The sequence below is a fragment of the Thalassolituus oleivorans MIL-1 genome (genome assembly GCF_000355675.1).
In the GTDB taxonomy this organism is placed as follows: domain Bacteria; phylum Pseudomonadota; class Gammaproteobacteria; order Pseudomonadales; family Oceanobacteraceae; genus Thalassolituus; species Thalassolituus oleivorans.
Window position 1 is genome coordinate 2,272,880 of sequence record NC_020888.1, and the last position, 26,225, is coordinate 2,299,104.

Annotated in this window: 27 protein-coding genes, 1 tRNA gene and 1 pseudogene; 12 read left to right on the forward strand and 17 right to left on the reverse strand. The window is 46.7% G+C overall.

Features of this window, described 5'->3' with window-relative positions:
* The first annotated feature begins 16 nt into the window (after positions 1-16).
* The 3 genes from TOL_RS10390 (at position 17) to TOL_RS10400 (ending at position 4,485) form a co-directional block, all read left to right on the forward strand.
* Positions 17-1,318, forward strand: coding sequence for an acyl-CoA dehydrogenase family protein (locus TOL_RS10390; protein ID WP_015487280.1), 1,302 nt, complete (start codon positions 17-19; stop codon positions 1,316-1,318).
* A gap of 12 nt (positions 1,319-1,330) precedes the next feature.
* The gene (locus TOL_RS10395; RefSeq protein WP_015487281.1) at positions 1,331-2,542 is read left to right on the forward strand and encodes an acyl-CoA dehydrogenase family protein; all 1,212 of its coding nucleotides are present in this window, start codon (positions 1,331-1,333) and stop codon (positions 2,540-2,542) included.
* A gap of 116 nt (positions 2,543-2,658) precedes the next feature.
* Complete coding sequence (locus tag TOL_RS10400) at positions 2,659-4,485, forward strand: long-chain-acyl-CoA synthetase (protein ID WP_144055358.1); 1,827 nt, start codon at positions 2,659-2,661, stop codon at positions 4,483-4,485.
* Positions 4,486-4,525: 40 nt separating this feature from the next.
* Here TOL_RS10400 and TOL_RS18370 read toward each other — a convergent pair whose 3' ends face one another.
* Positions 4,526-5,593, reverse strand: a complete 1,068-nt coding sequence (locus TOL_RS18370) for a sensor histidine kinase (RefSeq protein WP_015487283.1) — start codon at positions 5,591-5,593, stop codon at positions 4,526-4,528.
* A gap of 238 nt (positions 5,594-5,831) precedes the next feature.
* Between TOL_RS18370 and purE the strand changes: the two genes are divergently transcribed.
* Genes purE through TOL_RS10420 form a run of 3 tightly spaced genes read left to right on the forward strand, consistent with a single transcriptional unit; the run spans position 5,832 to position 8,001 of the window.
* Positions 5,832-6,326, forward strand: coding sequence for a 5-(carboxyamino)imidazole ribonucleotide mutase (purE, locus tag TOL_RS10410; protein WP_015487284.1), 495 nt, complete (start codon positions 5,832-5,834; stop codon positions 6,324-6,326).
* A gap of 44 nt (positions 6,327-6,370) precedes the next feature.
* The gene (locus TOL_RS10415; protein WP_015487285.1) at positions 6,371-7,447 is read left to right on the forward strand and encodes a 5-(carboxyamino)imidazole ribonucleotide synthase; all 1,077 of its coding nucleotides are present in this window, start codon (positions 6,371-6,373) and stop codon (positions 7,445-7,447) included.
* Between the two features lie 11 nt (positions 7,448-7,458).
* Entirely contained in the window at positions 7,459-8,001 is a 543-nt protein-coding gene (locus tag TOL_RS10420) for a DUF2058 domain-containing protein (RefSeq protein ID WP_015487286.1), read from the forward strand.
* Between the two features lie 8 nt (positions 8,002-8,009).
* Here TOL_RS10420 and TOL_RS10425 read toward each other — a convergent pair whose 3' ends face one another.
* Positions 8,010-8,672 carry a methyltransferase type 12 gene (locus TOL_RS10425; RefSeq protein ID WP_015487287.1) on the reverse strand — a complete coding sequence of 221 codons (663 nt, stop codon included), beginning with the start codon at positions 8,670-8,672 and terminating at the stop codon, positions 8,010-8,012.
* Positions 8,673-8,811: 139 nt separating this feature from the next.
* Positions 8,812-9,381, reverse strand: coding sequence for a phosphoribosyltransferase (locus TOL_RS10430; RefSeq protein ID WP_015487288.1), 570 nt, complete (start codon positions 9,379-9,381; stop codon positions 8,812-8,814).
* A 104-nt stretch (positions 9,382-9,485) separates the two neighbouring features.
* Here TOL_RS10430 and TOL_RS10435 point away from each other — a divergent pair, with 104 nt between their 5' ends.
* From TOL_RS10435 to TOL_RS10455, 5 genes are all read left to right on the forward strand, one after another.
* The gene (locus TOL_RS10435) at positions 9,486-10,061 is read left to right on the forward strand and encodes a phosphoribosyltransferase (RefSeq protein ID WP_015487289.1); all 576 of its coding nucleotides are present in this window, start codon (positions 9,486-9,488) and stop codon (positions 10,059-10,061) included.
* A 144-nt stretch (positions 10,062-10,205) separates the two neighbouring features.
* A complete protein-coding gene (locus TOL_RS10440; RefSeq protein WP_015487290.1) occupies positions 10,206-11,360 on the forward strand; it encodes an efflux RND transporter periplasmic adaptor subunit in 1,155 nt (384 codons plus the stop codon).
* Positions 11,353-12,027 (forward strand): ABC transporter ATP-binding protein, encoded by a 675-nt coding sequence (locus TOL_RS10445; protein WP_015487291.1) that lies wholly within the window; start codon positions 11,353-11,355, stop codon positions 12,025-12,027. The genes TOL_RS10440 and TOL_RS10445 overlap by 8 nt, the downstream gene beginning before the upstream one ends.
* On the forward strand, positions 12,027-13,241 hold the full coding sequence (locus TOL_RS10450; protein ID WP_041588472.1) for an ABC transporter permease: 1,215 nt from the start codon (positions 12,027-12,029) through the stop codon (positions 13,239-13,241). The genes TOL_RS10445 and TOL_RS10450 overlap by 1 nt, the downstream gene beginning before the upstream one ends.
* Before the next feature lie 2 nt (positions 13,242-13,243).
* Complete coding sequence (locus TOL_RS10455; RefSeq protein WP_015487293.1) at positions 13,244-14,440, forward strand: ABC transporter permease; 1,197 nt, start codon at positions 13,244-13,246, stop codon at positions 14,438-14,440.
* A gap of 20 nt (positions 14,441-14,460) precedes the next feature.
* Here TOL_RS10455 and TOL_RS10460 read toward each other — a convergent pair whose 3' ends face one another.
* The 8 genes and pseudogenes from TOL_RS10460 to TOL_RS10500 all read right to left on the reverse strand — a co-directional run bounded on the left by TOL_RS10460 (position 14,461) and on the right by TOL_RS10500 (position 20,429).
* On the reverse strand, positions 14,461-15,165 hold the full coding sequence (locus tag TOL_RS10460) for a DUF4336 domain-containing protein (protein ID WP_041588473.1): 705 nt from the start codon (positions 15,163-15,165) through the stop codon (positions 14,461-14,463).
* Positions 15,166-15,272: 107 nt separating this feature from the next.
* Positions 15,273-15,650: a hypothetical protein gene (locus tag TOL_RS10465; RefSeq protein WP_015487295.1), complete on the reverse strand. Its 378-nt coding sequence runs from the start codon at positions 15,648-15,650 to the stop codon at positions 15,273-15,275.
* A 1-nt stretch (position 15,651) separates the two neighbouring features.
* Positions 15,652-16,635, reverse strand: a complete 984-nt coding sequence (locus tag TOL_RS10470) for a hypothetical protein (protein ID WP_197537890.1) — start codon at positions 16,633-16,635, stop codon at positions 15,652-15,654.
* A gap of 74 nt (positions 16,636-16,709) precedes the next feature.
* Complete coding sequence (locus tag TOL_RS10475; RefSeq protein ID WP_015487297.1) at positions 16,710-17,594, reverse strand: DMT family transporter; 885 nt, start codon at positions 17,592-17,594, stop codon at positions 16,710-16,712.
* 8 nt (positions 17,595-17,602) lie between these two features.
* Positions 17,603-17,794 carry a hypothetical protein gene (locus TOL_RS10480; protein ID WP_015487298.1) on the reverse strand — a complete coding sequence of 64 codons (192 nt, stop codon included), beginning with the start codon at positions 17,792-17,794 and terminating at the stop codon, positions 17,603-17,605.
* Between the two features lie 103 nt (positions 17,795-17,897).
* Positions 17,898-18,287: an ADP-ribosylglycohydrolase family protein gene (locus TOL_RS10485; RefSeq protein WP_015487299.1), complete on the reverse strand. Its 390-nt coding sequence runs from the start codon at positions 18,285-18,287 to the stop codon at positions 17,898-17,900.
* A pseudogene (locus tag TOL_RS10490) lies at positions 18,280-19,429 on the reverse strand (IS3 family transposase). The gene TOL_RS10485 and the pseudogene TOL_RS10490 overlap by 8 nt, the downstream one beginning before the upstream one ends.
* Positions 19,430-19,574: 145 nt before the next feature.
* On the reverse strand, positions 19,575-20,429 hold the full coding sequence (locus TOL_RS10500; RefSeq protein ID WP_041588474.1) for a helicase-related protein: 855 nt from the start codon (positions 20,427-20,429) through the stop codon (positions 19,575-19,577).
* Between the two features lie 108 nt (positions 20,430-20,537).
* Between TOL_RS10500 and TOL_RS10505 the strand changes: the two genes are divergently transcribed.
* Positions 20,538-21,545 (forward strand): transposase, encoded by a 1,008-nt coding sequence (locus tag TOL_RS10505; protein ID WP_015487301.1) that lies wholly within the window; start codon positions 20,538-20,540, stop codon positions 21,543-21,545.
* A 233-nt stretch (positions 21,546-21,778) separates the two neighbouring features.
* Here the strand turns inward: TOL_RS10505 and TOL_RS10510 are convergent, their stop codons facing one another.
* The 6 genes from TOL_RS10510 to pheT form a co-directional block, all read right to left on the reverse strand.
* Positions 21,779-22,150: a hypothetical protein gene (locus TOL_RS10510; RefSeq protein WP_041588475.1), complete on the reverse strand. Its 372-nt coding sequence runs from the start codon at positions 22,148-22,150 to the stop codon at positions 21,779-21,781.
* Complete coding sequence (locus TOL_RS10515; RefSeq protein ID WP_015487303.1) at positions 22,137-22,448, reverse strand: hypothetical protein; 312 nt, start codon at positions 22,446-22,448, stop codon at positions 22,137-22,139. The genes TOL_RS10510 and TOL_RS10515 overlap by 14 nt, the downstream gene beginning before the upstream one ends.
* A gap of 597 nt (positions 22,449-23,045) precedes the next feature.
* Positions 23,046-23,122, reverse strand: a tRNA-Pro gene (locus TOL_RS10520).
* A gap of 81 nt (positions 23,123-23,203) precedes the next feature.
* Entirely contained in the window at positions 23,204-23,563 is a 360-nt protein-coding gene (locus TOL_RS10525; RefSeq protein WP_015487304.1) for a MerR family transcriptional regulator, read from the reverse strand.
* Complete coding sequence (gene ihfA / locus TOL_RS10530; protein WP_015487305.1) at positions 23,541-23,846, reverse strand: integration host factor subunit alpha; 306 nt, start codon at positions 23,844-23,846, stop codon at positions 23,541-23,543. The genes TOL_RS10525 and ihfA overlap by 23 nt, the downstream gene beginning before the upstream one ends.
* A 1-nt stretch (position 23,847) precedes the next feature.
* Positions 23,848-26,223 (reverse strand): phenylalanine--tRNA ligase subunit beta, encoded by a 2,376-nt coding sequence (gene pheT / locus TOL_RS10535; protein WP_015487306.1) that lies wholly within the window; start codon positions 26,221-26,223, stop codon positions 23,848-23,850.
* Positions 26,224-26,225: the final 2 nt, after the last annotated feature.

The window sequence follows — 26,225 nt, forward strand, 5'->3', positions numbered from 1 at the left end:
AACAAAGGCAATTTCTATGTCAAAAGATATTCAGGGACTCGGTTTAGGCTTAGCCAGTCGCTTCGCTGGCAGTGAACTAGCGAAAAAATACGGCCTACGTAAACCGGCCGAACGTATTGCATACCTATGGACCAAAAAAGGCTTTCAATTTGTAGGCAAGCTACAAGCCGATAAAGCCAAGAAGAAAGCAGCTGATCCGCTACTTCTAGCAGCTCCTGCCGCTCATGGGTTGTTTGATCTAACCCTGACCGACGAACAGCAAATGATCAAAGACACTGTTCGTTCGTATGCTGAAGAAGTCGTTCGCGGTTTAGCACATGATGCTAACGAAGCGATGACCCTACCTGAAAATTACCTTGAAGACATTCAAGCACTGGGTCTTAACTTTTTCTCAGTACCTGAAGTTCTTGGTGGTGCAGCACAAAGCTACAGCCCTACCACCAGTGCCATTATTGCCGAAGAACTCGCTTGGGGTGATATGAGCCTAGCATTCGCAACTCTAGCACCGGTTGGTGTAGCGAATGCAATTGTACGCTGGGGAACGCCCAAGCAAAAAGATACCTACCTGCCTAACTACTTAGGCGAAAAACCCGTTAAAGCTGCAATTGCAGTACAAGAACCTAATGCCTTGTTTGCCCCTAAAATGTTGGCAACTAAGGCAAAGAAAACCAAACGGGGTTTTGAAATTAGTGGGGTTAAAACCCTTTTGCCGTTTGGTGGTGAAGCCGACCTTTATTTAGTTGCTGCTCGCTACAAAAAACAGCCTCGTTTGTTCTTTGTACGCGGAGACAGTGAAGGCGTTAGCTGGAAAGCTGCTCCAGCAATGGGCTTGCGCGCCACCGCGACCGGTACTCTTAAACTCGACAGCGTTCATGTTGACTCAGATGCCATGCTTGGGGACGACACCTTCAACTACCAGTCCTTTATCGACCTAGGGCAATTGCACTGGTGCGCCCTTGCCATTGGTGCTTGTCAGGCGGCGCTAGACTATCTGATTCCTTATGTGAATGAGCGCGAGGCATTTGGCGAACCTATCAGTCATCGTCAATCGGTGGCATTTATGGTGGCGAATATTGGCATTGAAATGGAATCTATGCGCCTGATGACTTGGCGCGCGGCAGCCTTGGCCGAGATGGGTAAACCTTTCCATCGTGAAGCTTATTTAGCTCATGTTCTATGTGCTGATAAAGCCATGGAGATTGGTACAAATGCCGTACAGCTGTTAGGTGGCCATGGTTTTACCAAAGAGCACCCAGCTGAACGTTGGTATCGTGATTTACGTGTATTGGCATGCGTTAACAGCGGTTTACACCTGTAAGGAGTTGGCAAGATGATTAATTTAGAGAATCCAAAAAAATTCCGTGGCCTAGTACATCAGGCACGTCAGGTTGCTGAAAACGTATTCCGTCCGGTATCACGAAAATATGATCGTTCGGAGCATGCCTATCCGGTAGAACTGGATATGCTGGCTGCCATCATGGATGGTATGAACGATGGCACCACAGGTGAAGGCGCCGGTGCAGGCAAACTAAAGCAAGATAACAAGCATAAAGGCGAAGGTGTTCAGAACGGCACCAACCTATCAACCGTTCTAAGCTTGGCCGAGCTGTGCTGGGGCGACGTTGGTTTGTCCTTGACTCTGCCACGCCAAGGCTTAGGTAACGCGGCCATTGCAGCCGTTGCCGACGACGAACAGTTCAAGCGCTTTGGTGGTAAATGGGCGGCAATGGCTATTACTGAGCCTGGTTTTGGTTCAGATTCTGCAGCTGTTCGTACCACTGCGATCAAAGACGGTGATGAATACATCATTAACGGTGAAAAGATCTACGTGACTTCTGGTGAACGCGCCGACTGCGTTGTGGTTTGGGCCAGCGTCGATCGTTCATTGGGTCGTGCCGCGATCAAATCCTTTATCGTTGAAAAAGGCACACCCGGCATGGAAGTTGTGCGCTTAGAGAAGAAGCTAGGCATTAAAGCTTCCGATACGGCCGCAATTACCTTTACCGACTGCCGAATTCCTGCAAGTAATTTGCTCGGTGACCCAGAAGTAAACGTCGAGAAAGGCTTTGCTGGGGTAATGCAAACGTTCGACAACACTCGCCCTGTGGTTGCTGCAATGGCCATTGGTGTGGCGAAGGCGTCGCTTGATCGCACCCGCGAAATTTTAAAATCACTCAAAATTGATGCGGCCTACAATCGTCCGTTAAAAACCAGTGCTCAGTTAGAAGCCCAGCTTTATCGTTACGAAGCCGAATGGGAAGCCGCTCGTCTGCTCACATTACGTGCAGCTTGGATGGCCGATAATGGTCAACCAAACTCGATGGAAGCTTCTATGGCGAAGGCAAAAGCTGGACGTGCCGCCAATGCCATTACCCTTGGATGTGTCGAAATGCTCGGTAGCTTAGGGTACAGTGAAGATGAACTGCTGGAAAAATGGGCGCGCGATTCGAAGATCCTAGATATCTTCGAAGGCACGCAGCAAATTCAGCAATTGATTGTTGCCCGTCGTTTATTGGGCAAATCATCTGCTCAGCTGAAATAAGTTCGATTGAGGGCTAGTGTTAACACTAGCCCTCAACGATCCTATAAAAAATATAAAAAACTAACCCCATGACCGTTTCCGACGTCAACCAATCAGAGGCTAACAGTAAGAACACCATGGCTAGTACACCAGAAAAAAACGTATCTCTCGTTAATATTGCGACCCAACTGATTGGTCAAATTCCCGATATCCCTGTTATGTTAAAGGGTGTGTTCGAACTCGTGACCTCGAAACCAGAGAAGAAAAAATCCATCGGTTTATTGTTGGAAAAACACGCTCGCCAACAGCCCGATCACATTGCTGTTCGCTACCAAGATATCACCCTAACTTACGCACAGGTCAATGAACGTGCGAACCAAATGGCGCACTTTTTTGTATCGAAAGGTATCTCTTCAGGCGATACCATTGCGGTGGTATTAGAAAATCGCCCTGAAACATTAGTGTGCGTTTTTGCTGCCGTTAAACTTGGTGCTATTTGCTCTATGATCAACACCTCCCAACGCGGTGAAGTGTTGTTACATAGTTTAAATTTGGTACAGCCAAAACTCATCGTTGTTGGCGAAGAAATGCTAGACAACGTTGGCACCGTCGAAGCCGACTTAAACGATGACGTCCGCTCTGCGCTTTATTACCTCAGCGACAACGGCAGCGTCGGTTGTCCTAAACACTATAAAGATCTCGATGCCGCCTGCGCCAACCAAGCACGTTCAAACCCGGCAAGCACAGGTGAAGTGCGTATGCATCAACCGTGTTATTACATCTTTACTTCAGGTACAACAGGCTTGCCAAAAGCCTCGGTAATGAGTCATTACCGCTGGTTTAAGTCGATGGCAGGCATGGGCTTAGCGTCCATGAAATTGCGCAAGTCCGACATCATGTATGTCAGTCTGCCGCTTTATCACAACAACGCCCTAACAGTATCACTTGCCGCCGTTCTAGGTGCCGGTGCCTGTATCGCGATTTCGCGTAAATTCAGCGTATCGCGTTTTTGGGATGAAGTTCGCATGCACAACGCCACTGCGTTTTGCTACATCGGTGAGCTTTGCCGCTACCTATTAAATACGCCGCCCAAAAATACCGATCGTCATCACGATATTCGGGTCGTCGTTGGTAATGGCTTACGCCCTGATATCTGGATGGAATTTAAAAATCGCTTTGGCATTCATCACATTAATGAATTCTATGGAGCGAGTGAGTGCAATTTGGTCTTCACCAACAGTTTTAATCTGGATAAAACGGCCGGTTTCTGTCCTCTTTCATACAATATTGTTGATTACGATATTGAAGAAGATAAACCACGTCGTGATGCCGCCGGTTATATGATTCCAATCAAAGCTGGTAAAACTGGATTATTGATTACTGAAGTTAACGACAAACAGCCGTTTGAAGGCTACACCGACGAAGAAGCATCCAATAAGAAGCTTTTCCGCGATGTATTCAAACAAGGTGATTGTTGGTTTAACACCGGTGACTTAGTCAATAATCAAGGCTGGAAGCACGTATCCTTCGCGGATCGCTTAGGTGATACCTTCCGTTGGAAAGGCGAAAACGTTGCCACCACCGAAATTGAATCGGTATTAATGGAACATGCCGACATTCAACATGCGGTCGTTTACGGTGTTGAAATTCCGCACACGGATGGTCGTGCCGGCATGGCAACCATCACTCCACGAATTCCGCTTGATCAAATGGATTGGGACAGCGTAACACGTCATGTACGCAACAAATTACCCGCCTATGCCATTCCGTTATTTCTTCGCATTCGTGAAGAAGAAGAAGTCACAGGAACATTTAAATACCGCAAGGTAGAGTTAAAAGAAGAGGCTTATCATTTAGATAAGGTTGATGAACCTCTACTGGTCTTAACCTCGAAAAATAGTATTTATGAGGTATTAACCAGCGAGATTGAAACGAAAATTAATAACGCTGAAATCAGCTTGTAGTTAAGCGCAGCTTAGATTCAATGTTGAACCTAAGCTGCATTTATTTTTTAGATGTATCTCTCACCGGTGGCGATACTGGAATTTCAATCCAAAACGTCGTACTCGCGCCAGGTTCACTGACGTAACCGATACGCCCGCCCAACAATTTCGCCATCTCCTGACAAATCGACAATCCCAAACCTAAACCACTGGCTTGCATTTTAGATTGCTCAAGGCGTACGAAAGGTTCAAATACGGCATCATCGCTGCCGTTTTCAATACCAAATCCTGTGTCTCTTACTGCCAACCGGAACCAAGGCTGTCCAGCTTCTTGCAACATCATGCCGCGCACATGGACATGCCCGTTAGCGCGATTGTATTTAATAGCATTCGATAAAAAGTTAATTAGAACTTGCTGCATTCTTAAACGCGACTGCCGAATCACCGGCCAACGGCTATTAGGCTCGATATGCAGACTAATCCCCCTAGCTCGTGCTTGGTGCGTCATTAGGCGTACACAGTCTTTCGCTAAGGTTTCAGTTGAAAACGCTTCATTCTCTTCGGGCGCTGCATTAGGTTGCAGCATTGCCAATAGTTGATCGGTTAACGCCAACAAATGCTGCCCTGCAAACTCAATCATCTCAACCGATTCAGCCTGCTCGCCAGACAACTCTGTGCGCAATATTTGGCTAAAACCAAGTACGCTATTCAGTGGCGTGCGCAACTCATGACTGAGGGCCGCCAAGAAAGTGCGATTGTTCAGTAATTCACCTGTGCTAATGGCTTCAACCAAAACCGCATAACCTTGCGGAATGACCGACGAGGTTAACGGGCTGATTGTCACTTTCACAGGAATGGGATTACTACCCGTCAACTTAGTGCTGATGGTATCTGCAGTGTTGCCTAAAGCGATGGGAGTTTGGAAAAAAACTGAAACATGTTGCCCATTACGACAAATATCGCCATACAAATGCTGCATAGCCACATTTGAGGACTCTACATACCCACTCGCGTCTAAGGTTAAGATTCCCGCGAGTCGGCGATCATCCCCATTGGCACCACTAGGCTTGCGCTTAGGCGGTGATACTTCAGTTTGAGATTTCATCGGTTTGTCCGATTCTATAATCATGATGACAGATCCTTTGTCAAAGCGGGCCATGAGGCAGCTATTGCCTAGCTTTTATCGCTATTGAGTAGTTGTTCAATAGTACGGTGGATGACCAAAATGTTCAAATGGGTATATAACGCCAGCATACAAAAAAAATAGCAAATAGTACGCATTTTCAATCACTAATTCGCAATCGCTGTCTTGCCGCCAGCCTTGTGCTAGAATGCGCCGCTTTCTGGATCGACGAGGATAGCCTCAAATGACTGTATTAGTTGGAATCATCATGGGCTCTAAAAGCGATTGGCCCACAATGCAACATACCGCCGACATGCTCGACAAACTCGGCGTAAGCTATGAAGTCAAAGTCGTGTCTGCTCATCGCACCCCAGACTTATTATTCGACTACGCTAAAACCGCGCAATCTCGTGGCATCAAAGTAATTGTCGCTGGCGCTGGCGGTGCTGCCCACCTACCGGGTATGGCGGCCTCTCAAACCTCGCTACCCGTATTAGGTGTTCCAGTTAAATCTCGCGCACTGAATGGCATCGACTCTTTGTTATCAATCGTTCAAATGCCAGGTGGCGTCGCCGTCGGCACGTTGGCCATTGGTGATGCTGGAGCCAAAAATGCGGGTTTACTCGCGGCGCAGATATTAGCCACTAGCGATGATACTTTGTTAGCACGTATTGACGCCTTCCGCGCAGAACAAACCGACAGCGTTTTGGCTCAGCCAGATCCGCGAATCGAGTCGTAATTAAACGGCCACCCTGTGGCAGTTAGATGAATACAGGATAAAGAATGAAAGTAGGTATCTTAGGTAACGGCCAGCTTGGCCAAATGCTATCTGACAGCATCAAAGATCTGGCGGACATTGAGGTTTCTTTATATGACCTGCGCGCGCACAACGATGCCGATCTGGCCGCGTTTGTTGCCAATGTAGATGTGGTTTCCTACGAGACTGAGAACATTCCTGCGGCGATTGTTGATCAGCTTGAAGGCATTGCCGATAAGCTTTATCCAAGTTTGACGGCGCTCAAAACATTTCAGAATCGCCTGCTGGAAAAGAATGCTCTGCGAGCTGCCGGCATTGATACTGCCGATTTCTGCGCAGTAAATTCGCTTGATGATTTAAAACAAGCCATTAATACGCTTGGTCTTCCGATTGTGTTGAAAACCACGACCGAAGGCTATGATGGCAAAGGCCAATATGTTCTACGCGCACCGACCGATGCCGAACCTGCTTGGATAAGCATTGGGAATCGCGAACTGATTGCTGAAGCCTTTGTACCTTTCTTGCGTGAGACCTCTGTTATTGCCAGCCGTGATCGTCAAGGCAACATGGTCGTTTGGCCGATGACAGAAAATATTCACCACGAAGGCATCCTGCGTTACAGCCTCTATCCAGCTGTCGGCTTGAGCAATGAAAAAGCCGCTCAAGCAGAGCGTTATATTCGCCAACTCGCGGATAGCTTAGATTATGTTGGAACCATCACCTTAGAATTGTTCGAAACAGAAAAAGGCTTAGTCGCTAACGAAGTGGCTCCTCGCGTCCACAACTCTGGCCACTGGTCGATAGAAGGCGCAGACACCAGCCAATTCCGCAATCACATGCTGGCAATTACTGGCCGAGATTTAGGCGCAACACGCGCTCGTCACAACGCTATTGCTATGCTCAACGTGATCAGCGATGAAGAACCGGCCGTTGCGGCAGAAAATATCGCCAATGCATTCCGTCACTCGTATGGCAAAGAAGCGCGCCCTGCCCGCAAACTTGGCCATGTGACGGTAGTGGCCGATGATGAAGCACAACGCGACGCCACCATTACGCAACTCGGTGCTCTTATCCCTGCTGGCGTTTGGCCACCAAAACACTAAGCGAGCGAACTATGGCAAAGTCTTTACAAGAACAATTGCTCGCAGCCGGATTGGCCGATAAACAAAAAGCCAAAAAAGCTGCGAAAGAAATGAAAAAGCAGGAACACCTGCAACGCACTGGTCAAGACAATCAATTGGATGATGTTAAAGCCAAGGCAGAAGCTGTTCGCAAAGAAAAAGCTGAACGCGATCGCGAATTAAACCGTCAACGCGAAGAAGAAGCCCGCTTAAAAGCCATTGCCGCACAAGTGCGCCAACTAGTAACCAATAATGCCATTGCTGCACAATATGGTGATATTAAATATCAATTTGTTGATGGCACGAAGGTTAAGCATATTTATGTCGATCAAGCGGTGTGGGATCGCCTCTCGCGCGGACAACTGGCGATCATTGCCCACGGCAACAGCTACGCGGTTATTCCCGTGCCCGTCGCGGATAAAATCCGTGAGCGCGCCGACAACCTCTTCATCTTAGTTGCAGACAAAAAAGCCGACGTATTGGCGGAGGATGATCCTTACGCCGCGTATCAAATTCCAGATGATTTGATGTGGTAACTCGTCCGTTAGCGTACTTTTGCGGAGAACAAAGCGACGCAGCCTTGTACTTCTAATGTGACCTTATCGAAGCGCTGTTCCAGAGCGTGTTTTAACTCAAAAAGGGTGTCTTCTGAATTCGAGAAGATGCCCTTTTTGTTATAAAAACCCATCAGCTTTTTCGCCATCCAATTTCTCGGCACATCACCCTGTAAAATCGTAGAACCAAATACGGTTGCACCTGAATTCATCAATGGAATGAGATGATCAAATGCGATGGCTTTTTCACTAATTTTTCCGGGCACGCAGTGAAACAAATAATTAATACCCAACGAATCAAACGGTTTAATCACCGCCGTCACAGGTTCGAGAACATTTTGGCGATAAGTTTCGGGCGAATAACGCGCGATACGTTCAGATGCATAAACTAACGTGCTGTCATTCATATCCATCAAAGCGACGCGAGGAGTCGCTGTCGGAAATTGGCAATGATCGGGAAAATAACCACTGCCAACCCCTACATCTAAATGGTTCGCCGTTACGTGCGCATTGTAGTGCGCTTCAATCCGTGGCGTCGGACACTTCCAGATGTAACGATTCGATATCCCCAAAACAATAAAATCATAAAGCGATAATGTTTTAGATGTATAAACCGCTTGCCCTGCGAGCACTTGGTCTTGAGTAGGAGTCATAGATACTGTCCCTGTTTCTAGATAGAAAGATTTTTATTCTGGAAGTAAGCATAAACATTACACGCTCAGCAAGGCAAGGCGTCACTTAAGAAATGCGCCTCCATCTAGCGGATTCGTTTTATAACAGCTCATCCACTGGCTATGGAAAGTGCATTAATGGCGCAAGTGAAGGTTTAAATTGTTCGATCTCCTCACGACTCAATCCCTTAAGTTCATACGGAAATACTAACCAATCATTTGTCTCGTATAGATAAAAGTCTGGGGATAAATTCGTGCGATTCAAACTGGGGCGTCGATATAAGGTCGCGATTCTCACCTGCTCTGGCATATTCAGTTTCAACTTACTTTCTAACCGTTGAATAACAGCATTAACGTTATAGCCGGTGCTAAAAACATCATCGACAATGAGCAAGTTGTCTTCCGCATTTAACCGCTCGATTAAATACTGAGTGCCGTGAACTCGAATTTCTTGCGGCGCATTCACCATACTTTGATACGCCGGCTGGCCTCGATATGACGTTCGTAAGGCAATATGGTCTGTCTTAACTCCCAATGTTTGCAGGCACTCTTGCACATAAATACCAACTGAACTGCCACCACGCCAAAGTCCGACAATGCAGGTGGGGCGAAAATCACTACGGAAAATTTCTACCCCTAAGCGGAAAGCGTCCTCAATGACGGCTTGTTCCGCGATAAATTGCTTCTGCATCACCTTTCCTCTTGTTAACCAAACCAGGTACAGGCTATGTTAACACTTGACCGATTGGTCAGATAATAACTTTGGCAGCTCTGCTTGGTAAACAGGAGATCGACATGAGTGACAAGCAATACCTCAGCGCGCAAGGGCTGCTCGAAGACTCATGGAAACTAGCTGAGCAAATACTTAAATCTGACTTTCGGCCAACCTTTATGATCGCCGTATGGCGTGGCGGCGTACCAATCGGCATCGCGGTACAGGAATATCTCAGCTATCACGGCATTGATACCGATAACATCGCCATTCGAACCTCGTCCTATCAAGGGATAGATCAACAAGCGCGGCAAGTGGCTGTGCATGGCCTCGGCTATTTAGTAAAAAATATTCAGCACTCTGATAGCTTGCTGATCGTCGACGATGTATTCGACAGTGGTCGTTCCATCGAAGCCATAGTCAATGAGCTAACCCGCCTAGCACGCCGCAATACACCACACGATATTCGCATTGCCGTTCCTTACTTCAAGCCAGCGCGAAATCGCACCAACCGAGTGCCCGACTATTACCTTTACGAAACTGACGCTTGGCTTAAATACCCTCATTCATTAGAGGGGTTAAGCACAGAGGAAATTCGTGATAACCGGCCAGAGCTTTACAACATTATCAAAGATTGCTTACCGCCAACGCCGTCGTAACAAGATGCGCCATCGTCAAAATTGATAACGTAGCTTCCTTAGCAAAATTATGTTTTTGTGAAATGACGATATCAAACTGACCTGTATCATTCCTATTTTTGTGTAAACACCGTAAGGTGAAATACCCAAATTAGGAGGCTCATCATGAAATCGGCACTGATCATTGGCGGCACTGTTGTTGCCATCATTGCGGCGATAAGCCTCTGGCCTGAAACCCCAGTTGCAGTTACCACCACTCCTGTTCAGGTTGGCAAGGTAGAGTCGTTAGTCTCCAACACTCGTTCCGGAACCGTGCAAGCCTGTTTACGCTCGCATTTATCCCTTACCCAAGGTGGGCAGGTGAATCAGTTATTAGTGCAGCAAGGCGATACCGTCGTCGCTGGGCAATTACTCATGACCTTGTGGAACGACGACATTAAAGCGGGCATCGCTCAAGCTCAGGCCCAAGTAGCCATCGCACAATCCAATAAAGCATCGCGCTGCCGCCAAGCTGAAGCCGATTTACGCGACGCCAAACGCCTGCGCGACTTACGCAAAAGGAACATGGCATCGGAAGAACAGCTAGATCGCTCCAATACCGTTGCCGACATCAGCCGTTTCGCCTGCGAGCAGCAAGATGCACAAATTCAGCAAGTACAAGCCGCCCTCGATTTACAACAAGCTCGTCTAGCGCAAACTGAATTACGCGCTCCGTTCGCCGGAATTATTGCCGAGGTTAACGGCGAAGTTGGCGAATATGCCACGCCCTCGCCTCCGGGCGTTGCCACCCCACCAGCCATTGATCTGATCAATCAAGAATGCCTGTATGTACGTGCGCCGATTGATGAAGTCGATGCTGCACAAGTCAAAATCGGCATGGAAACTCGGGTTACCTTAGATGCCTTCCAAGATCAAACATTCACAGGGCTTGTTAGCCGGATTGCACCCTATGTTCAGGATCTTGAAAAACAAGCGCGTACCGTCGATGTCGACGTCACACTCAGTAGCTTGCCACAAGATATCGACCTACTTATTGGTTACAGCGCCGATATCGAAGTCATTACCGCATCGCGTGATAACGTTGTGCGCATTCCTACCGAATTATTGCTGGAAGGCAACAAAGTACTAACGGTACAAAACGACGCCATCGCAGAAGTGCCATTAACGCTGGGTTTAACCAACTGGACATGGAGCGAAGTGACGGCCGGACTCAAGGCTGGTGATGCTGTGATTAATAGTTTGGATATTCCCGATTTAAACCCAGGAATCAAAGTAAAAATTACACCAGCAAGCGACTCTGGAATAACAAAAGATGATTGATGTTAAAGGTGTTCATCGCACTTTTATTCTTGGCGATCAACCCGTTCACGCGCTCAATGATATTCACCTGCATATTGATAAAGGCGAATACATCTCCGTGATGGGGCCGTCTGGCTCAGGGAAATCGACGCTACTCAATATGTTGGGATTACTCGATGTACCAGACGATGGCGAATATTGGTTAGCCGGTAAAAATACCGTACCTATGAGCGAAGAACAGCGTGCCGCTTTTCGCCGCGATCACATTGGTTTTGTTTTTCAGTCGTATCATTTAATTCCACGCTTAAGCGCCCGCGAAAATATCGAACTTCCACTCATGCTTGCAGGCATAGCACCTAGTGAGCGCCGTCGTCGTATCGACCCTGTACTCAAGCGTTTAGGGCTAATTGATCGCGCCGGCCACAAGCCCGAACAGCTATCTGGCGGCCAACGCCAACGAGTTGCCATCGGACGCGCAACAATTATGAACGCCCCACTGCTGCTCGCCGACGAACCAACAGGTAACCTTGATAGCCAAGCCGGTGAAGAAGTGGTGAATTTATTAGAAGAATTAAATCACAACGGCACCACCCTAATCGTCGTCACCCACGATACCGATCTCGGTTTGCGTGCCGGCCGCCGAATTCGCATGGTCGATGGTCGTATTGTTGAGGACAATCGCGCGTGATGACCCTGCGCGATCAAATCAGCTTTAGCCTTATCGCCATCACGCGGCAACGCTTTCGCACCATCATGCAATTGGTGGCTATGGCCATCGGTGTATTAGCAGTCGTGCTATTAACTGGCCTAGGAGAAGGCGGTCGCCAATACGTATTGACCGAATTTTCATCCCTCGGCAAAGACACCATTCTTTTGCTGCCAGGACGCAAAGAAACCAGCGGCGGCATGCCACCACTTAGCGGCGAAGGCACGCGTGATATCACCCTTGATGATGCCACCAGTTTGCTGCGCTTGCGCAATGTCGAGCGTATCGCACCTTTAGTCGTCGGTAATACCAGTATCAGTGCCGGTAACCGCAGCCGCGAATCGTTAATTATTGGCACCAATGCCGCCTTCTTTGCGGTACGACAACTCGAAGTTCGCCAAGGAAAAATATTAGCGGACATTCCTTTAAATCAAACCCAACCCGACTGCGTAATCGGCGCGCAATTAAAGCACGAGTTATTTGGCCCACGCATAGCGATTGGCCAGTGGTTAAAGCTTTCGCAATACCGCTGTCGGGTGATCGGTATTCTTGCCGACACCGGCACAGGGCTTGGCATTAATATGAGCGACGCATTAATTATTCCTGTTGCTAATGCCATGCAATTGTTTAATACCGAAGGCTTATTTCGCGTAATGATTGATGTGCGCTCAGTGCAAGCAATACCCGCATTAATTTCTAACATCGAACAACAAATGACAATGCTGCATGACGGCCAACTCGACGTTACGGTGACAACACCCGACTCTCTTCTCGCCGCCTTCGATAATATTCTACTGGTACTTACCCTCGCCATCGCCGGTATCGGCGGCATCAGCCTTATCGTTGCCGGTGTTCTGATTATGAATATGACCGTTATTAGCGTATCGCAACGCAGCGCAGAAATTGGCTTATTAAAAGCACTGGGGGCATCGAGTCACGAAGTGAAAATACTATTTATTACTGAAGCCTCAATGCTCTCTGTTTGTGGTGCCGCGCTTGGACTAGTCACTGCCGAAGCCTGCCTCTGGCTAGCGCGCCAACAATTCCCCGACGTGCCCTTTCATGCCCCATGGTGGGCAAGCGTAACCGCCGTAGGTGTTGCCGCCGGCACAGGACTCTTATTTGCGTGGCTGCCAGCACGACGCGCTGCCGCTCAAGCACCCGTGCTGGCATTGCAAAAACGCGGGGGTAAATAGCGATGCGCTGGCTTGATTGGCTGCGACTGATACTTTCATCCGTATTAGCGAGCCCACTTAAAAGCTTATTAACCGCTCTAGGGATTGCCATAGGCATAGCCGCCGTTACGCTGCTGACCTCACTCGGCGAAGGCGTACGCCACTATGTGCTTGATAACTTCTCGCAATTTGGCACCCGCATCATTGCCATTAGCCCAGGTAAAACCGAAACCTCAGGGATGGGTAGCCTTATTAGCTCGGTGCGCTTACTCACCATGGACGACCTTCGCCTGCTGGAAAATCTACCGGGGGCCGAGCATGTAGTGGCTAACGTTCAAGGCTCTGGCCCTATTCGCCATGGAGAAAAAGTCCGCAACACCACAATCTATGGAACCACCCCAAGCATGGTAAAAGCATGGGATTTTAAAGTGGCCAGCGGACGCTTTTTACCCGATAACCACCGCCAAAACTCCCCCGCTTACGCCGTGCTAGGCCACAAAGTAAAAAGCGAATTATTTGCCACCAGCAATCCGCTAGGCGAGATTATTCGCGTAGGAGGACAACGCTATCGAGTGATCGGTGTAATGCAAGAAAAAGGCTCAATGCTAGGATTTGATCTCGACGACATGGTCTATATCCCCGCCGATAGAGCACTTAGCTTATTTGATCGTGAAGGCCTAATGGAAATTGATGTCGTGTTTTCAGCCGCCACCACCTCAGACCGAATGGCCAGCTTAATAAAACAACGCTTGATTGCCCGTCACGGCCAAGAAGACTTTACCTTAGTCACCCAAGACGAAATGCTCGCCAGCTTAAACCGCATTTTATCTATGCTGACCCTCGGCATAGCCGCACTGGGATCGATCTCACTCATTGTCGGCGGCGTTGGAATATTTACCGTGATGACCACCAATCTAGCCGAGCGCATTCCCGAAATAGGCTTACTACGCGCCATTGGCACATCACGACGTCAATTACTGGGAATATTTGTTGGTGAAGCAATCGCGCTATCGCTATTAGGGGGTTTAGCCGGAATGGGCTTTGCCCTACTCGTGCTTGGCATACTCAGCATCGCCCTACCCGAGTTTCCCATGACACCCAATGTCATCTACCTTTTCAGCGCCTTAATTAGCTCGGTAATCATTGGATTAATTGCAGGGATAAGGCCTGCTTGGCAAGCCTCGAAGCTTAGCCCAGTAGTAGCGCTAAGGGATGAATAAAGCTTGAGCGTTTTTTGAACTCATTTATAGATTCTCCGAACCTCCGCAGTAAGAGCTTCCTTTGCACCAGACTCAAGAAGTCGGCCATGAGCAGAGACAATGGCGTCAAAATCGAGAGCTAACAATTTTTCAAAGTCAGACCTGAGTGATCCGCCTTTAGGTGTCACGCCTTTGAGCCACGGCGGACCAATATTCACTCCGATTTTAAAGCCAAGCAGTTTAAAGGCAATTTTAGTGAACCAAGTAAAATAGCTCCAATCCGCATGATATTGCACGCTATCGGTTGTAATCAGAAGCTTATTATCTTTAAGAAATAAAGCCGCTTCAGGGTTTTTAGCAGACTCAAAAATAAAAAATTCTGAATTTGGAAATGGGCTAACTGAGTTTGTCGTTATCAATTGAGTTGCTTTCGGCTGAGGGTAAGTAACCTGCCCTGCTTGCGCCCAGAATTCGCACTGATACCGATCTAAATAAAATGCATCATCAAGCCCATGGAAGTCGCCAAGTCTCATTATGTGTTTGACGTCGCCAAGCTCATCTAAACTAGAAAGCCCTTCTTCACTCATACGAACAGGATTAATTAACGTTAGCTCCTGCCCGCTTTTAAGAATGACCATATTTCGATTCATTCGCATCCCGGGCCCCATTTTTATACTGCCGTGTAAAAAATAGACTCCTGGATACAAGCTAACTATTTCATCGTGAGGGTAAGATGATGGATACATCACTCTTCCTTAAGTGTTGGTATTACAGTGTTTAATGATTTAGCAACCAATATTACATACAAAATATCGTTCCAGAAAACCTAAAATACACTCAAAGCAAGCAATTTTCACGAATCGAAAAAACCTAAAGTATCCGCAATCGCTAAGAAAATCATCATTACTCCCGATATTGTTAACAACCAATAAAATATTGCAGCTAAAATACGATCTGACAGGTTTGTTTGATCATGCAGTAGCTCCGAATTAGCGTACAAGAAAGATAATGGAGTATTTTCAAGCTTTTTACTTAGTTTACGAGGTATAGAGAGAGACTGGGCTACGTTAATAATATCCCACCCACTAACATACTCAAATCCTAGCTTATCCTTAGTTTTAGGATTTTTTCTAAGTTTTCGCACTGTTATTTGCCCAAAAAGCACATAAAATATAGCTGCAAAAAAACCTATTACGCAAGCAATCGCTAGAAGTTGAGAAAGTAAACTCATTCTATTTAATCCCGTTCATAATTCGATCATACCAGTCGCCACCATTTTCCTTGACTTGACCATTAATCCACATTGATGCGCCCGCAGCAGAAGCTGCAACAGCAGCACCACCCACTAGTAGACCGACCCATCCAACCGGAGTGGCCACTATAAGTAAAGTTAACGCTGCGACCCCGGCGTTGACTGCAACAGTCCCTGCAATAGCACTAGCAGCAAAACTACTCGACTCAACAAATAGTTCACGTTCCCAATTATCACCGGCTTGATAGCTATTATGGATATTACCAGCGCGACTACCAAAATCGATAACAGCAAGTCCATTACCTAGGACTTTAGCGTACTTGGTAAATTTCACTAGATTATTAGCTTGAACCTGACTCGTGACATTTAGTTTGGCAACATTACGGCTACTTTCTGCAATATTCGTCGCTCTTTCAACATTGGTCAGCGGAATACCACGGCGGGCTTTTACTTGCGCAGTAACCATTTTTAACTCATTACGAAACTGACTCTGCATCTTCTCAAATGCAACCTGCGCCTTCAGCTTCATAGCAGCTTTCATTGGTGACTTAGAGACAATCGCCTGGCGATATTCCATTAAAGCCGCTTGGTAATCTTTAACAGAGCCTGCAAACCCACCCAATCGATTAGCATAGACACTTGTCGAAGCGCCCATGAGGCCAATATTGTACTCTTTAAGCTTTTCGGTGATTTCAGCCAATGCCACGATATTGTCGCCACCGTACGATAAAGAGAGATTGGTTAGTTCTTTTGCTACGGGTGCAGGAGAAAGCTGAGCGAGAATACTTCGGCTAGCACCTGATTGGTCGTTACCAATAACATATGGCGTGTTAGCGGCCATAATTGTTGGTTTTAAGCAGCTAAAGGCCGATATTTGATCAATTTCAATACCGCATTGAAGTTGAAAGTTTTGAGGGCTTAACGATTGATTGCAGAGCAGAATCTCACTCATTTTAAAATCCATTTTGTAAATAATGACGTTACTGTCTTTTGAAACTTCGAGTTTATTAACTACAGGTGACACTTACAAGAAATCTATCACTTCTCTACAGCCGCCACCAAAAACAACCAAACGCCAAAGACAATCACAGCACTCGCTATCACAGCAATAAACGTCAATACCTCGCCCAATACTAGGCTACCCATAACGGTTGCTATTACAGGCACCAATAACTGCAACTGCGCGGCTTTTTGTACGCCAATTAACGGTAACACTCGATACCACAGATAATAACCAACACCAGACGTTAATGCGCCAGAAGTAACAGCCAAAAAGAAAGCGTTAGAAAACCAGTCGATATCGAATGACTGCCCGAATGGAATGCTTAATACAAAAAACAAACCCAACATCAACAGAGTTGCAGCAACAAACGCAGAGCTAACATCCACAAGTGGTGCGACCGAGCCCTTGCCTAACAACACAAACGCGGCCCAGCCCATTGCTGCTAACAGCATCAGACCCGCGTAGCCGATATAAGTGCCATCCGCATTCGGTAACAGCAGTAATGCCAATCCAGCAATCGCAATCAAAGCGCCGAGCACCTGTTGTTTATTGAGTCGTTGACCGGTAAACCGCGCAACCAATAACAGCATTAATTGCACAGCAACAAACAAAATAAAGGCACCAACGCCGGTATCGAGTTGAACATAAGCCAACGAAAACATGAGCGCATACAACAGCAAGCTCGCACCCAACAACCAAAACCGGCGCGAACTAAAAGGTAGCAACCGCAAACGGGGCTTCGACGGCAACCAATACAACAACCCAACCAGAGTCACTGCCCCACTGAATAAACGCAACACAGTAAACACGACAGGATCGTAATGAAATACCAGCAATGCCCAACGGCACAGCAGCGAATTAGCCGCAAAAGCGATTAACACCACGGCGACCAAACCAAGCGACTGCACTGACTTATTCATTGATTACCTTAAAATATCTGATCACCGTTTGGCACCGAAAGTACTTCCTCAAAGCGCAGCCCTGCTCGACCTAGCCTATCGCGAATGATACCCAGCACTGGGGCAACCAGCACCGCATCTTTGCCAACAAGGTGATATTCGGTAAATTCATACAGAGAATTCTTAAAGTTTAATGTTTTTTGATATGGAAAATTGTGCATAGGTTTTTGGAATTAGTGAATAGTTCTACGGACAATCTCTAAATATTTATTAAATATGATGCGCTAAAACGGGGGAAGATCAAGCGTCAACTAGACAAGCTTGTTAGCTCTCGGGGTTCCCAAACAGAGCCAAAGCAAGGGCTTCAATTTCCTTACTCATGGCTAGTTTTGTTCTCCATTTTTCAGGGATAGAATCCACACCATAATAAGCTCCCGATATCTGCCCACAAACTGCAGCGGTTGTATCTGCATCGTTACCTAAGTTTGCAGCAAGAAGTATCGACTCTTCGAATGTGGATGCGTTCATAAAGCACCAAGGCGCAGACTCTAAAGAATCCACCACATAACCACTGCCATTTATTTGGTCATACGAAAGAGATAAAAAATCGAGAGCCGCAATGCTTCGCACCTTTTCACAGTATGGCTTGTACTTGTTATTTTCGAATATTTGACTCTTATCTGTAGCGTGAATCGCCCCTAGTTTCCTAGACACCCATTTGCTTCAAAAAATAATTCTTTTCATAGTCCCTTGGCGACAAGTCATTATTATTACCATGACGACGTGTGGAATTATAAAACAGCTCAATATAATTAAATATATCCGCTTTTCCTTCTTCTCTTGTGCGATAAATTTTACGGCGAATACGTTCTCGCTTTAGCAAGGCAAAGAAGCTTTCCGCACAGGCATTATCATGACAGTTCCCTCTACGGCTCATACTGACGGTTAAGTTATTGGCTTTTAACATGCTTTGCCAGTCGTAACTTGTGTATTGGCAACCTTGATCGGAATGCACGATCACCTCACCTTTTGGCTCCTTCGCCAGCACGCCATCGTGATTGCATTCAGTACCAAATCGGTATTAATACGTTCACTCATCGACCAGCCAACGACCTGCCGTGAGAATAAATCAATGATTACCGCTAGAAACAGCCAGCCCTCATCGGTACGAATGTAGGTAATATCGGTGACCCATACGGTATTCGGTTTGGATACATCAAATTCACGATTCAGTAGGTTAGGGGCAACGGTGGATAACTCGCCGCTGTCATAGCGTGTTTTTCGGTTGTAGCCCCGCTCTGCCTGTATTTGTGCCTGCTGCATCAGTCGATGAACACGATTTTTTCCACAGTGTTCTCCTGCATGCTTTAGATCTTTATGGATTTTTCGATAGCCATAAACGCAACCACTCTCAAGCCAGAATTGCTTAATAAATCCGAGTAGATACTCATCAACTTTCTGCCGTGTACTTTCGGGGTTCGCTAACCAGGCATAAAACCCACTGGGATGAACTTCAAGTGTTCGACACAGGGTACGAACGGAGTAGCGATCTGTTCGAGATTTTATGAACGTGTATTTTTCTTTGACTCGGCAGCAAAGAACACGGCGGCCTCCTTTAATATGTCACGCTCCTCTGTGACACGTTTTAGCTCCGCTTTAAGCTTACGCAGCTCTTCATGACTGGATTGCTTCTCGTGGTAGGCTTGCGCATTCTCGCCGTAACGATCACGCCAGTTGTACAAGCTCTTAGTTGTAATGCCTAAACGCTGAGCAACATCAGCAATGGAGTAACCATGTTCGGTCACTTGCTTTACTGCTGCGATCTTGAATTCTTCGTTATATCGTTCACCAGCCATCTCGGCCTCCTCTTTAAATACATTGTAACTTTAAAGAGTGTCTAGGAAACTAGGGGCGATTCAAACCAGTACTACAATTACTATTGCATAGTAATAATAAATATCACTATAGAAGGCAAGACCTATTCAAATCAGTTAGTAATTTCTAAGCAAGCCCCATCGCTTTTGCCATATCGCTTTCTGATACATCAGAAGTAGTAATAACAGCATCTTTAATCATAAGCTTACCCTGTAGTAATCTATCAAGGTGTACATCAAACGCATCTAGATTTGGATGAAGAGATGCTGGTAAATATATGCTAACCGCTCGCTCCTGCCCTATTCTATATACACGATCAGATGCCTGAGCTTCTTTCGCCGGGTTCCAGTGCCGCTCTAAATGAACAACATGATTAGCACCAACTACAGTCAACCCCACCCCCGCTGCTACTGGAGACATTATAAGTATATTGAAACCGGGAACGGCCTCAAATTGTGAGATCAATTGCTTACGGCTAAGTACGTCAGAACGAGTTTGAACAGCTTTAGTATCACCATTGATAACAGAGATATTTAATCCATAAATTTTGTCGAGCCAAAATTTTAAAGCCCTCTGAAGGCTTTTAGTTGTCATGAACAAGATTATTTTTTCGCTTTTTTTACTGACTTCATCAAGGATGGCAAGTAATGCCTTAAGCTTAGCTGACTCAAACATCTGTAAGCGGGCATCCGAAGCTGAACGAACCGTCAATAAATAACGATCTATTTCGCTAAGTGCTGGGTGTAAAGATATAGCTCTCAGTTGGCTTAGTACGGTTAAAGCCAAGCCCCTAGCATCAGTTTCAGCACGTTTATTTCTATAACCTTCTATAGCATCATCATAGGCTTCTAGCTGTTTACCAGTCATTGTAACGGCAAGTTCAGGTCTCACTACCACTTCGGTCTGAGGCTGCTGTAATCCAGAAACAATTGTTTTGGTCGGTAGTCCTTTTAAACGCTCTTCTTTAGTTCTACGCAGCATGTAATTACCAGCGCGTGTATGGACAGTCATCCTAAGAAGAATGCCCGATTGATCAGGAACGTCAATACCGCTAGTTTGAAAATACGAAGCAAGTTGCAGGAGGCTAGGATGCCTAAACCGAGAAAAGAGCTTATATCAATCGAAGCCACACCCTACTACCACTGTGTTTCGCGCTGTGTCAGGCGTGCATTCCTATGTGGAACAGACGAGGAAGGTCGTAGTTTTGAGCATAGGCGCGGCTGGATCGAGCATCTACTACTCGAACAAGCCAAGGTCTACTGTATTGATATCGCAGCTTACGCTGTAATGTCGAACCACTTCCACGCAGTACTTCATATCAACCAAGCCAAGTCTAAAGGGTTAACCGACATTGAAGTCGTTCAACGCTGGCATCAGTTATATAAAGGCACCCTCGTTTCACAGCAGTTTGAACGTGGCGAGGAATTGCGGGAGGATCAATGGATATTGTTGCGACGAAATATCGAAGAATGGCGCTCACGATTAATGAGCATCAGCTGGTTTATGCGCCGGTTAAATGAAACAGTCGCGCGCTTAGCAAATGATGAAGATGAATGCACGGGCCATTTCTGGGAAGGCCGATTTAAATCCCAAGCCTTGCTGGATGAAAAAGCTCTAGCCGCATGCATGGCCTACGTCGATTTAAATCCAGTGCGCGCAGCCATAGCAAAAACACCGGAAGAATCTAAGCACACATCGGTTAAAAAACGTGCTGAGAAAGCAAAAGAAGCCTACTCCCCCAACCACCCCCAGCAACAAGTGCCTGAACTTCTCAACTTTGCCGGAAATCCGAAACAGGATATGCCTGAGGGCATACCAATGCGCCTGACGGACTATTTAGAATTAGTCGACTGGACTGGCCGCCAAATCAGAGAAAATAAACGAGGCTCCATTTCAGAATGCGAACCCGCTATCATGCACCGGCTTGGAATCGATGCAGAACACTGGCTCTATATTACCCAGAATTTTGAATCTGAATTCAAAGGCGTCGTTGGCGCTGTCAATGAAGTGAAATCAAAAATCAGTTGTTTTTGGGATAAACAAAGAGAACGACGACGAACAGCAGGAATTCAAGCCTGTAAATTAAGGCTTTCTTAACCTCGACAATCTAATTGAACACACCCCATCCTAATTCAGAAGCCTTCTGAGATTTAGTCTCGCCTAAAAATCGCTGATATTAAGCAATATCACCGAAAAGTCCGCCGCATACTCCTACAGCACCAATAAAATCTTGTCGCGAAAATTTAAAAGAGTAAATTGCCGGCTACTCTCTTATCTTCTTATCTTGACTGTCTTATTTATTGATTTATTGTCTTTAGGTCGTTTGTATTTTAGTCTTTGCTGCATGTGCCGGTTACTGTCCATGATCTAGCAAGTGGAAGCATCAGCTGGACATAAATGAATTTCCCGCTTTCTAGGCTGAATTGATAACCCTCGCGTTGCTCAGCACCTCTAAGAATAATTGTGCCGAACTTGTCAATATTGGTTGTTAGTTTTAGCTTTAGGTTCCCTTTATCTAAAACAACATAATCGCCTTGAATGCTAAATCCTTTAGAAGACCATTTTGACGCTTCATAAAGACCTAAGGCGTCAACGAATACAGACTGATTAAACTCGCATGAAAAATGGGGGTTGATTTCGGCTTTTGAGCTACTGACCATCAGCAAGGACAAAAGCCCTAGAATTTTTTTACTTTGTTTCATGTTGCACCGAGTTATCAGCATTTTCTTCACCTGACGTTACAGATTTTGGCTCTTTTCGCAGTATCCAATAGGAGACAAACGCAATCAGATAAAGCGCAGCGTGCGTTTTGCTTTGACTACCTAAAGCCGTGAATATAATGATGTTGGCGAACCAAAATACAGCACAAACTGCTATGGCCACCCATTTTGATATAGGCCGCCTGATAATTGCATAGCGGATTAATGCAGGGGGTAGTAAACCAATACTCCAAGTAATTAAAAAACTAACGGCTATGGTCGTGGCATCGTATTCGTTCATATCTGCACACTCCTAGTGTTGAGACCTAACAGCGTAATAGTATGCCGGCACACTTTGCCGGTTTTGACAAAGTTCCGATTTTACCGTAACTCATTGTTTTAAAAGGGGCGTATTCCATTACACTGTTAATCCATTCGGTGAAAGTGTGCGCGCACACTATTTCGGTTTTGTATGGCACACTAATTTGTAAACCAAGTTTGTAACTTGCTGATTTAAGTGAAGATTAAGCTATCACCCACCAGCAAAGCGTGCAACCGGATTTGTAAAGTGTGCCGCAGTTTATTGCTTCCTTAAAAATATACTGTACATAAACAGTACTCATTTACAAACGGAGGTCACGGATAACCATAGCCAAATTCCCCGCTGAAATATGTCAGTTTCTACGCTTACAATATTCGGACATGTAGATATTCAAGTACCCAAACATAAGTTTGGTCAGCATGTCTCTATTTATTGAAATAGTGCCTATCTGTTTATTAATAAAATACAGCGATAAAACCAATGCGAGCTTTCAGATAAACGAGACGGTTTTATTGATGGGAAGATATTCGATTAAAGCGTGAGTAAAACTAAGCTTTTGAATTGCAGATAAGAAATTGGTCGGGACGACAGGATTTGAACCTGCGACCCCTTGCCCCCCAGACAAGTGCGCTACCAGGCTGCGCTACGCCCCGACAATTACCTGCGAACAGGTCGGGTAAGTATACTTAAGTGTCTGAAAAGGTGAAGTTTTTTGTGTGATCAACAGGGTTTAATTAAAACCCTTTGAGCACGTCTTCTAACTCTTTGAGTTCGCGAATCATATTTTTGATGAGGGCTTTGTCCATGGCGACGGCGTTGGAGTCTCCGGCTTCGTCTAAACGCTGACGCGCACCACCAATGGTGTAGCCATCTTGGTACAACAGAGCACGAATTTCGCGCACCATGATGACGTCTTGGCGTTGATAATAGCGACGATTACCTGCCCGCTTTACTGGGCTAAGTTGCGGAAATTCTTGTTCCCAATAACGTAAAACATGCGGTTTTACGTCACACAGCTCGCTTACTTCACCAATGGTAAAATAGCGTTTAGCTGGTATGGGGGGCAGTTCGTTATTGTGGCTGGGTTCCAGCATACGCTTCTACCCGCACTTTGAGCTTTTGCCCTGGTTTGAATGTGACAACGCGACGCGCTGAGATTGGTATCTCTTCGCCGGTTTTTGGATTGCGTCCTGGTCGTTGGCGTTTATCGCGCAAATCGAAGTTGCCGAAACCCGACAACTTCACTTGCTCGTTGCGACTTAGACTGTCGCGGATCTCATCAAAAAAGAGATCCACCATGTCCTTTGCCTCACGCTTGTTTAGACCAAGATCTTCGAACAATTTTTCTGCTAGTTCTGCTTTGGTCAGAGCGGTCATGCTAACCCCTTAGCGTAACTCCTAAACTCTCTTGTAAGTTCGCGAGTACGGATTGCACCGAATCGTTCACTTCTTCGTCAGTTAGAGTGCGCGAAGGATGCTGCCAGGTCAAGCCCAAAGCGAGACTTTTTCTATCAGGATCAATGCCTTTGCCCACATACACATCAAACAGGTTGAGCTTTGTGAGGTAATCCCCTGCCGCGGCTCGAATTGTGCTGAAAATCTGGTCTACTTGGATAGATTGCTCCGCCACAACCGCCAAATCACGACGCATTTCTGGGAAGCGTGAGATATCGGCAAAGCGTGGAACAGATAGATCGCGAACAGCTTCAAGATCCAATTCAGCAACAAATACGGCTTGTTTAAGGCCTAGTTGCTTTTGTGTATTCGGGTGGATGGCTCCAACCCAACCGATCGCTTTGCCATATTTCAGCACTTGGGCCGACTGGCCTGGGTGTAAGGCGGGATGCGACGCGGCAACAAATTGGTACGCTTCAGTCTCACCACCACGCGCTAATAAGCTAACCAAATCGCCTTTTAAATCGTAAAAGTCGACTGGTGTTTCACCTTCAGTCCAGCTTTGGGTGAAGCGTGTACCGGTAATCAGCATGGCCAATGTTGGTGTCTGCTGAAGTCCGTCGGCGGTTGGCACAAAACGCAAACCGGTTTCGAACATGCGAACACGCGGTTGTTGGCGCTTGAGGTTATAAGACGCTGCATTCACCAAACCCGCCCATAAGTTGGTACGCATAACGGACATTTCTGCTGAAATCGGGTTCATCAGAGCCAGTGCGTCATGCTCAGGGTCGAGGGCTTTTTGCAGTTCAGGTTCTACGAAGCTGTAGGTAATTGCTTCTTGGTAACCACGAGCAATCAACTGGCGACGCAGGTCTTTAATCGGCATCTTAGCTTCTGGTACTTTGGCGAGCGGTGTGGCCGCTGCAGGAGTACGCACTGGTAAACGGTTATAGCCATAGATGCGGGCAATTTCTTCAATAAGATCGGGTTCAATCGCCATATCAAAACGATAGCTAGGGGCAGCGACGCTCCAACCTTCTGTAGTGGACGTCAGCACCATGCCTAAACGCGTTAACATGTTTTCGATGTCCACGTCAGGCAAGGTTAGGCTAAGCACTTGTTCGATACGTGATTTACGCAGTGGAATCGTGGCCGCAACCGGTAAGTCGGCTTCGCTGGTGACATCGGTGATTGGGCCGGGCTGGCCGCCACAGATATCCATAATGAGCTGAGTCGCACGTTCCATCGCGGTGCGAGCCAATTCAAAATCGACACCGCGCTCAAAACGGTGTGATGAATCGGTATGCAAGCCATAACCACGCGCTTTACCAGCGATCGTGATGCGGTTGAAAAACGCAGCTTCGAGCAACAGTGATTGGGTGTCGCCGCTCACACCTGAGAATTCACCACCCATGATACCGGCAATGGCCAATGGCTTAGCATGGTCGGCGATCATTAGCGTATCGCTGTTGAGTTCGATTTCTTGGCCATCGAGTAAAGTTAGCTTTTCGCCCTGCTCGGCCATGCGCACGCGAATGCCGCCTTCAACTTTGTTTAAGTCAAACGCGTGCATCGGCTGGCCAAGTTCCAACAAAACGTAGTTGGTAATATCGACCACGGCATCAATTGAGCGAATACCGCTGCGGCGTAGTTTTTCAACCATCCATAACGGGGTTTCAGCATTAACGTTAATGCCTTGAATAATACGGCCCAAATAGCGTGGGCAGGCGTCTGGTGCGAGTACTTGAACTTCAGGTGCTTGGCTAATAGACGGCGGAACGGCATTAATCACAGGGCCATTCACTGGCACTTGGTTTAATACACCCACTTCACGCGCCATACCGGCAATGCTTAAACAGTCGCCACGGTTAGGGGTTAGATCAACGTCGATAATGGCGTCGTCTAAACCTAAATAAACACGGATATCTTGGCCAACGGGTGCTGAGTCTGGCAGCTCCATCAAGCCATCAGAACTTTCTGCCATGCCGAGTTCAGCTTCGGCACACAACATACCGAATGACTCGACGCCGCGCAGCTTGGCTTTTTTGATTTTAAAACCGCCAGGAAGCTCTGCTCCGATTTTAGCGAAGGGAATTTTCAAACCTTCGCGCACGTTGGCTGCACCGCACACTATCTGGAAGGTTTCGGTGCCATCGGTCACTTGGCATAAGCTCAACTTATCAGCATCTGGATGCTGTTCACGGCTAACCACTTGACCAACCACAACGCCAGTAAATTGCCCTGCTACGGCTTCAAAACCATCAACTTCAAGACCCGCCATCGTTAGCTGATCTACTAATTCTTGGGTACTGGCTGTTGGCTGTACCCATTCGCGTAACCACTGTTCGCTGAATTTCATCT

Excerpts from the sequence above, each read along its gene's own strand:
- TOL_RS10390 (WP_015487280.1), top strand. The coding sequence starts at position 17 with ATGTCAAAAGATATTCAGGGACTCGGTTTAGGCTTAGCCAGTCGCTTC.
- TOL_RS10395 (WP_015487281.1), top strand. The coding sequence starts at position 1,331 with ATGATTAATTTAGAGAATCCAAAAAAATTCCGTGGCCTAGTACATCAG.
- TOL_RS10400 (WP_144055358.1), top strand. The coding sequence starts at position 2,659 with ATGGCTAGTACACCAGAAAAAAACGTATCTCTCGTTAATATTGCGACC.
- TOL_RS18370 (WP_015487283.1), bottom strand. The coding sequence starts at position 5,593 with ATGATTATAGAATCGGACAAACCGATGAAATCTCAAACTGAAGTATCA.
- purE (WP_015487284.1), top strand. The coding sequence starts at position 5,832 with ATGACTGTATTAGTTGGAATCATCATGGGCTCTAAAAGCGATTGGCCC.
- TOL_RS10415 (WP_015487285.1), top strand. The coding sequence starts at position 6,371 with ATGAAAGTAGGTATCTTAGGTAACGGCCAGCTTGGCCAAATGCTATCT.
- TOL_RS10420 (WP_015487286.1), top strand. The coding sequence starts at position 7,459 with ATGGCAAAGTCTTTACAAGAACAATTGCTCGCAGCCGGATTGGCCGAT.
- TOL_RS10425 (WP_015487287.1), bottom strand. The coding sequence starts at position 8,672 with ATGACTCCTACTCAAGACCAAGTGCTCGCAGGGCAAGCGGTTTATACA.
- TOL_RS10430 (WP_015487288.1), bottom strand. The coding sequence starts at position 9,381 with ATGCAGAAGCAATTTATCGCGGAACAAGCCGTCATTGAGGACGCTTTC.
- TOL_RS10435 (WP_015487289.1), top strand. The coding sequence starts at position 9,486 with ATGAGTGACAAGCAATACCTCAGCGCGCAAGGGCTGCTCGAAGACTCA.
- TOL_RS10440 (WP_015487290.1), top strand. The coding sequence starts at position 10,206 with ATGAAATCGGCACTGATCATTGGCGGCACTGTTGTTGCCATCATTGCG.
- TOL_RS10445 (WP_015487291.1), top strand. The coding sequence starts at position 11,353 with ATGATTGATGTTAAAGGTGTTCATCGCACTTTTATTCTTGGCGATCAA.
- TOL_RS10450 (WP_041588472.1), top strand. The coding sequence starts at position 12,027 with ATGACCCTGCGCGATCAAATCAGCTTTAGCCTTATCGCCATCACGCGG.
- TOL_RS10455 (WP_015487293.1), top strand. The coding sequence starts at position 13,244 with ATGCGCTGGCTTGATTGGCTGCGACTGATACTTTCATCCGTATTAGCG.
- TOL_RS10460 (WP_041588473.1), bottom strand. The coding sequence starts at position 15,165 with ATGTATCCATCATCTTACCCTCACGATGAAATAGTTAGCTTGTATCCA.
- TOL_RS10465 (WP_015487295.1), bottom strand. The coding sequence starts at position 15,650 with ATGAGTTTACTTTCTCAACTTCTAGCGATTGCTTGCGTAATAGGTTTT.
- TOL_RS10470 (WP_197537890.1), bottom strand. The coding sequence starts at position 16,635 with ATGGATTTTAAAATGAGTGAGATTCTGCTCTGCAATCAATCGTTAAGC.
- TOL_RS10475 (WP_015487297.1), bottom strand. The coding sequence starts at position 17,594 with ATGAATAAGTCAGTGCAGTCGCTTGGTTTGGTCGCCGTGGTGTTAATC.
- TOL_RS10480 (WP_015487298.1), bottom strand. The coding sequence starts at position 17,794 with ATGCACAATTTTCCATATCAAAAAACATTAAACTTTAAGAATTCTCTG.
- TOL_RS10500 (WP_041588474.1), bottom strand. The coding sequence starts at position 20,429 with ATGCTGCGTAGAACTAAAGAAGAGCGTTTAAAAGGACTACCGACCAAA.
- TOL_RS10505 (WP_015487301.1), top strand. The coding sequence starts at position 20,538 with ATGCCTAAACCGAGAAAAGAGCTTATATCAATCGAAGCCACACCCTAC.
- TOL_RS10510 (WP_041588475.1), bottom strand. The coding sequence starts at position 22,150 with ATGAAACAAAGTAAAAAAATTCTAGGGCTTTTGTCCTTGCTGATGGTC.
- TOL_RS10515 (WP_015487303.1), bottom strand. The coding sequence starts at position 22,448 with ATGAACGAATACGATGCCACGACCATAGCCGTTAGTTTTTTAATTACT.
- TOL_RS10525 (WP_015487304.1), bottom strand. The coding sequence starts at position 23,563 with ATGCTGGAACCCAGCCACAATAACGAACTGCCCCCCATACCAGCTAAA.
- ihfA (WP_015487305.1), bottom strand. The coding sequence starts at position 23,846 with ATGACCGCTCTGACCAAAGCAGAACTAGCAGAAAAATTGTTCGAAGAT.
- pheT (WP_015487306.1), bottom strand. The coding sequence starts at position 26,223 with ATGAAATTCAGCGAACAGTGGTTACGCGAATGGGTACAGCCAACAGCC.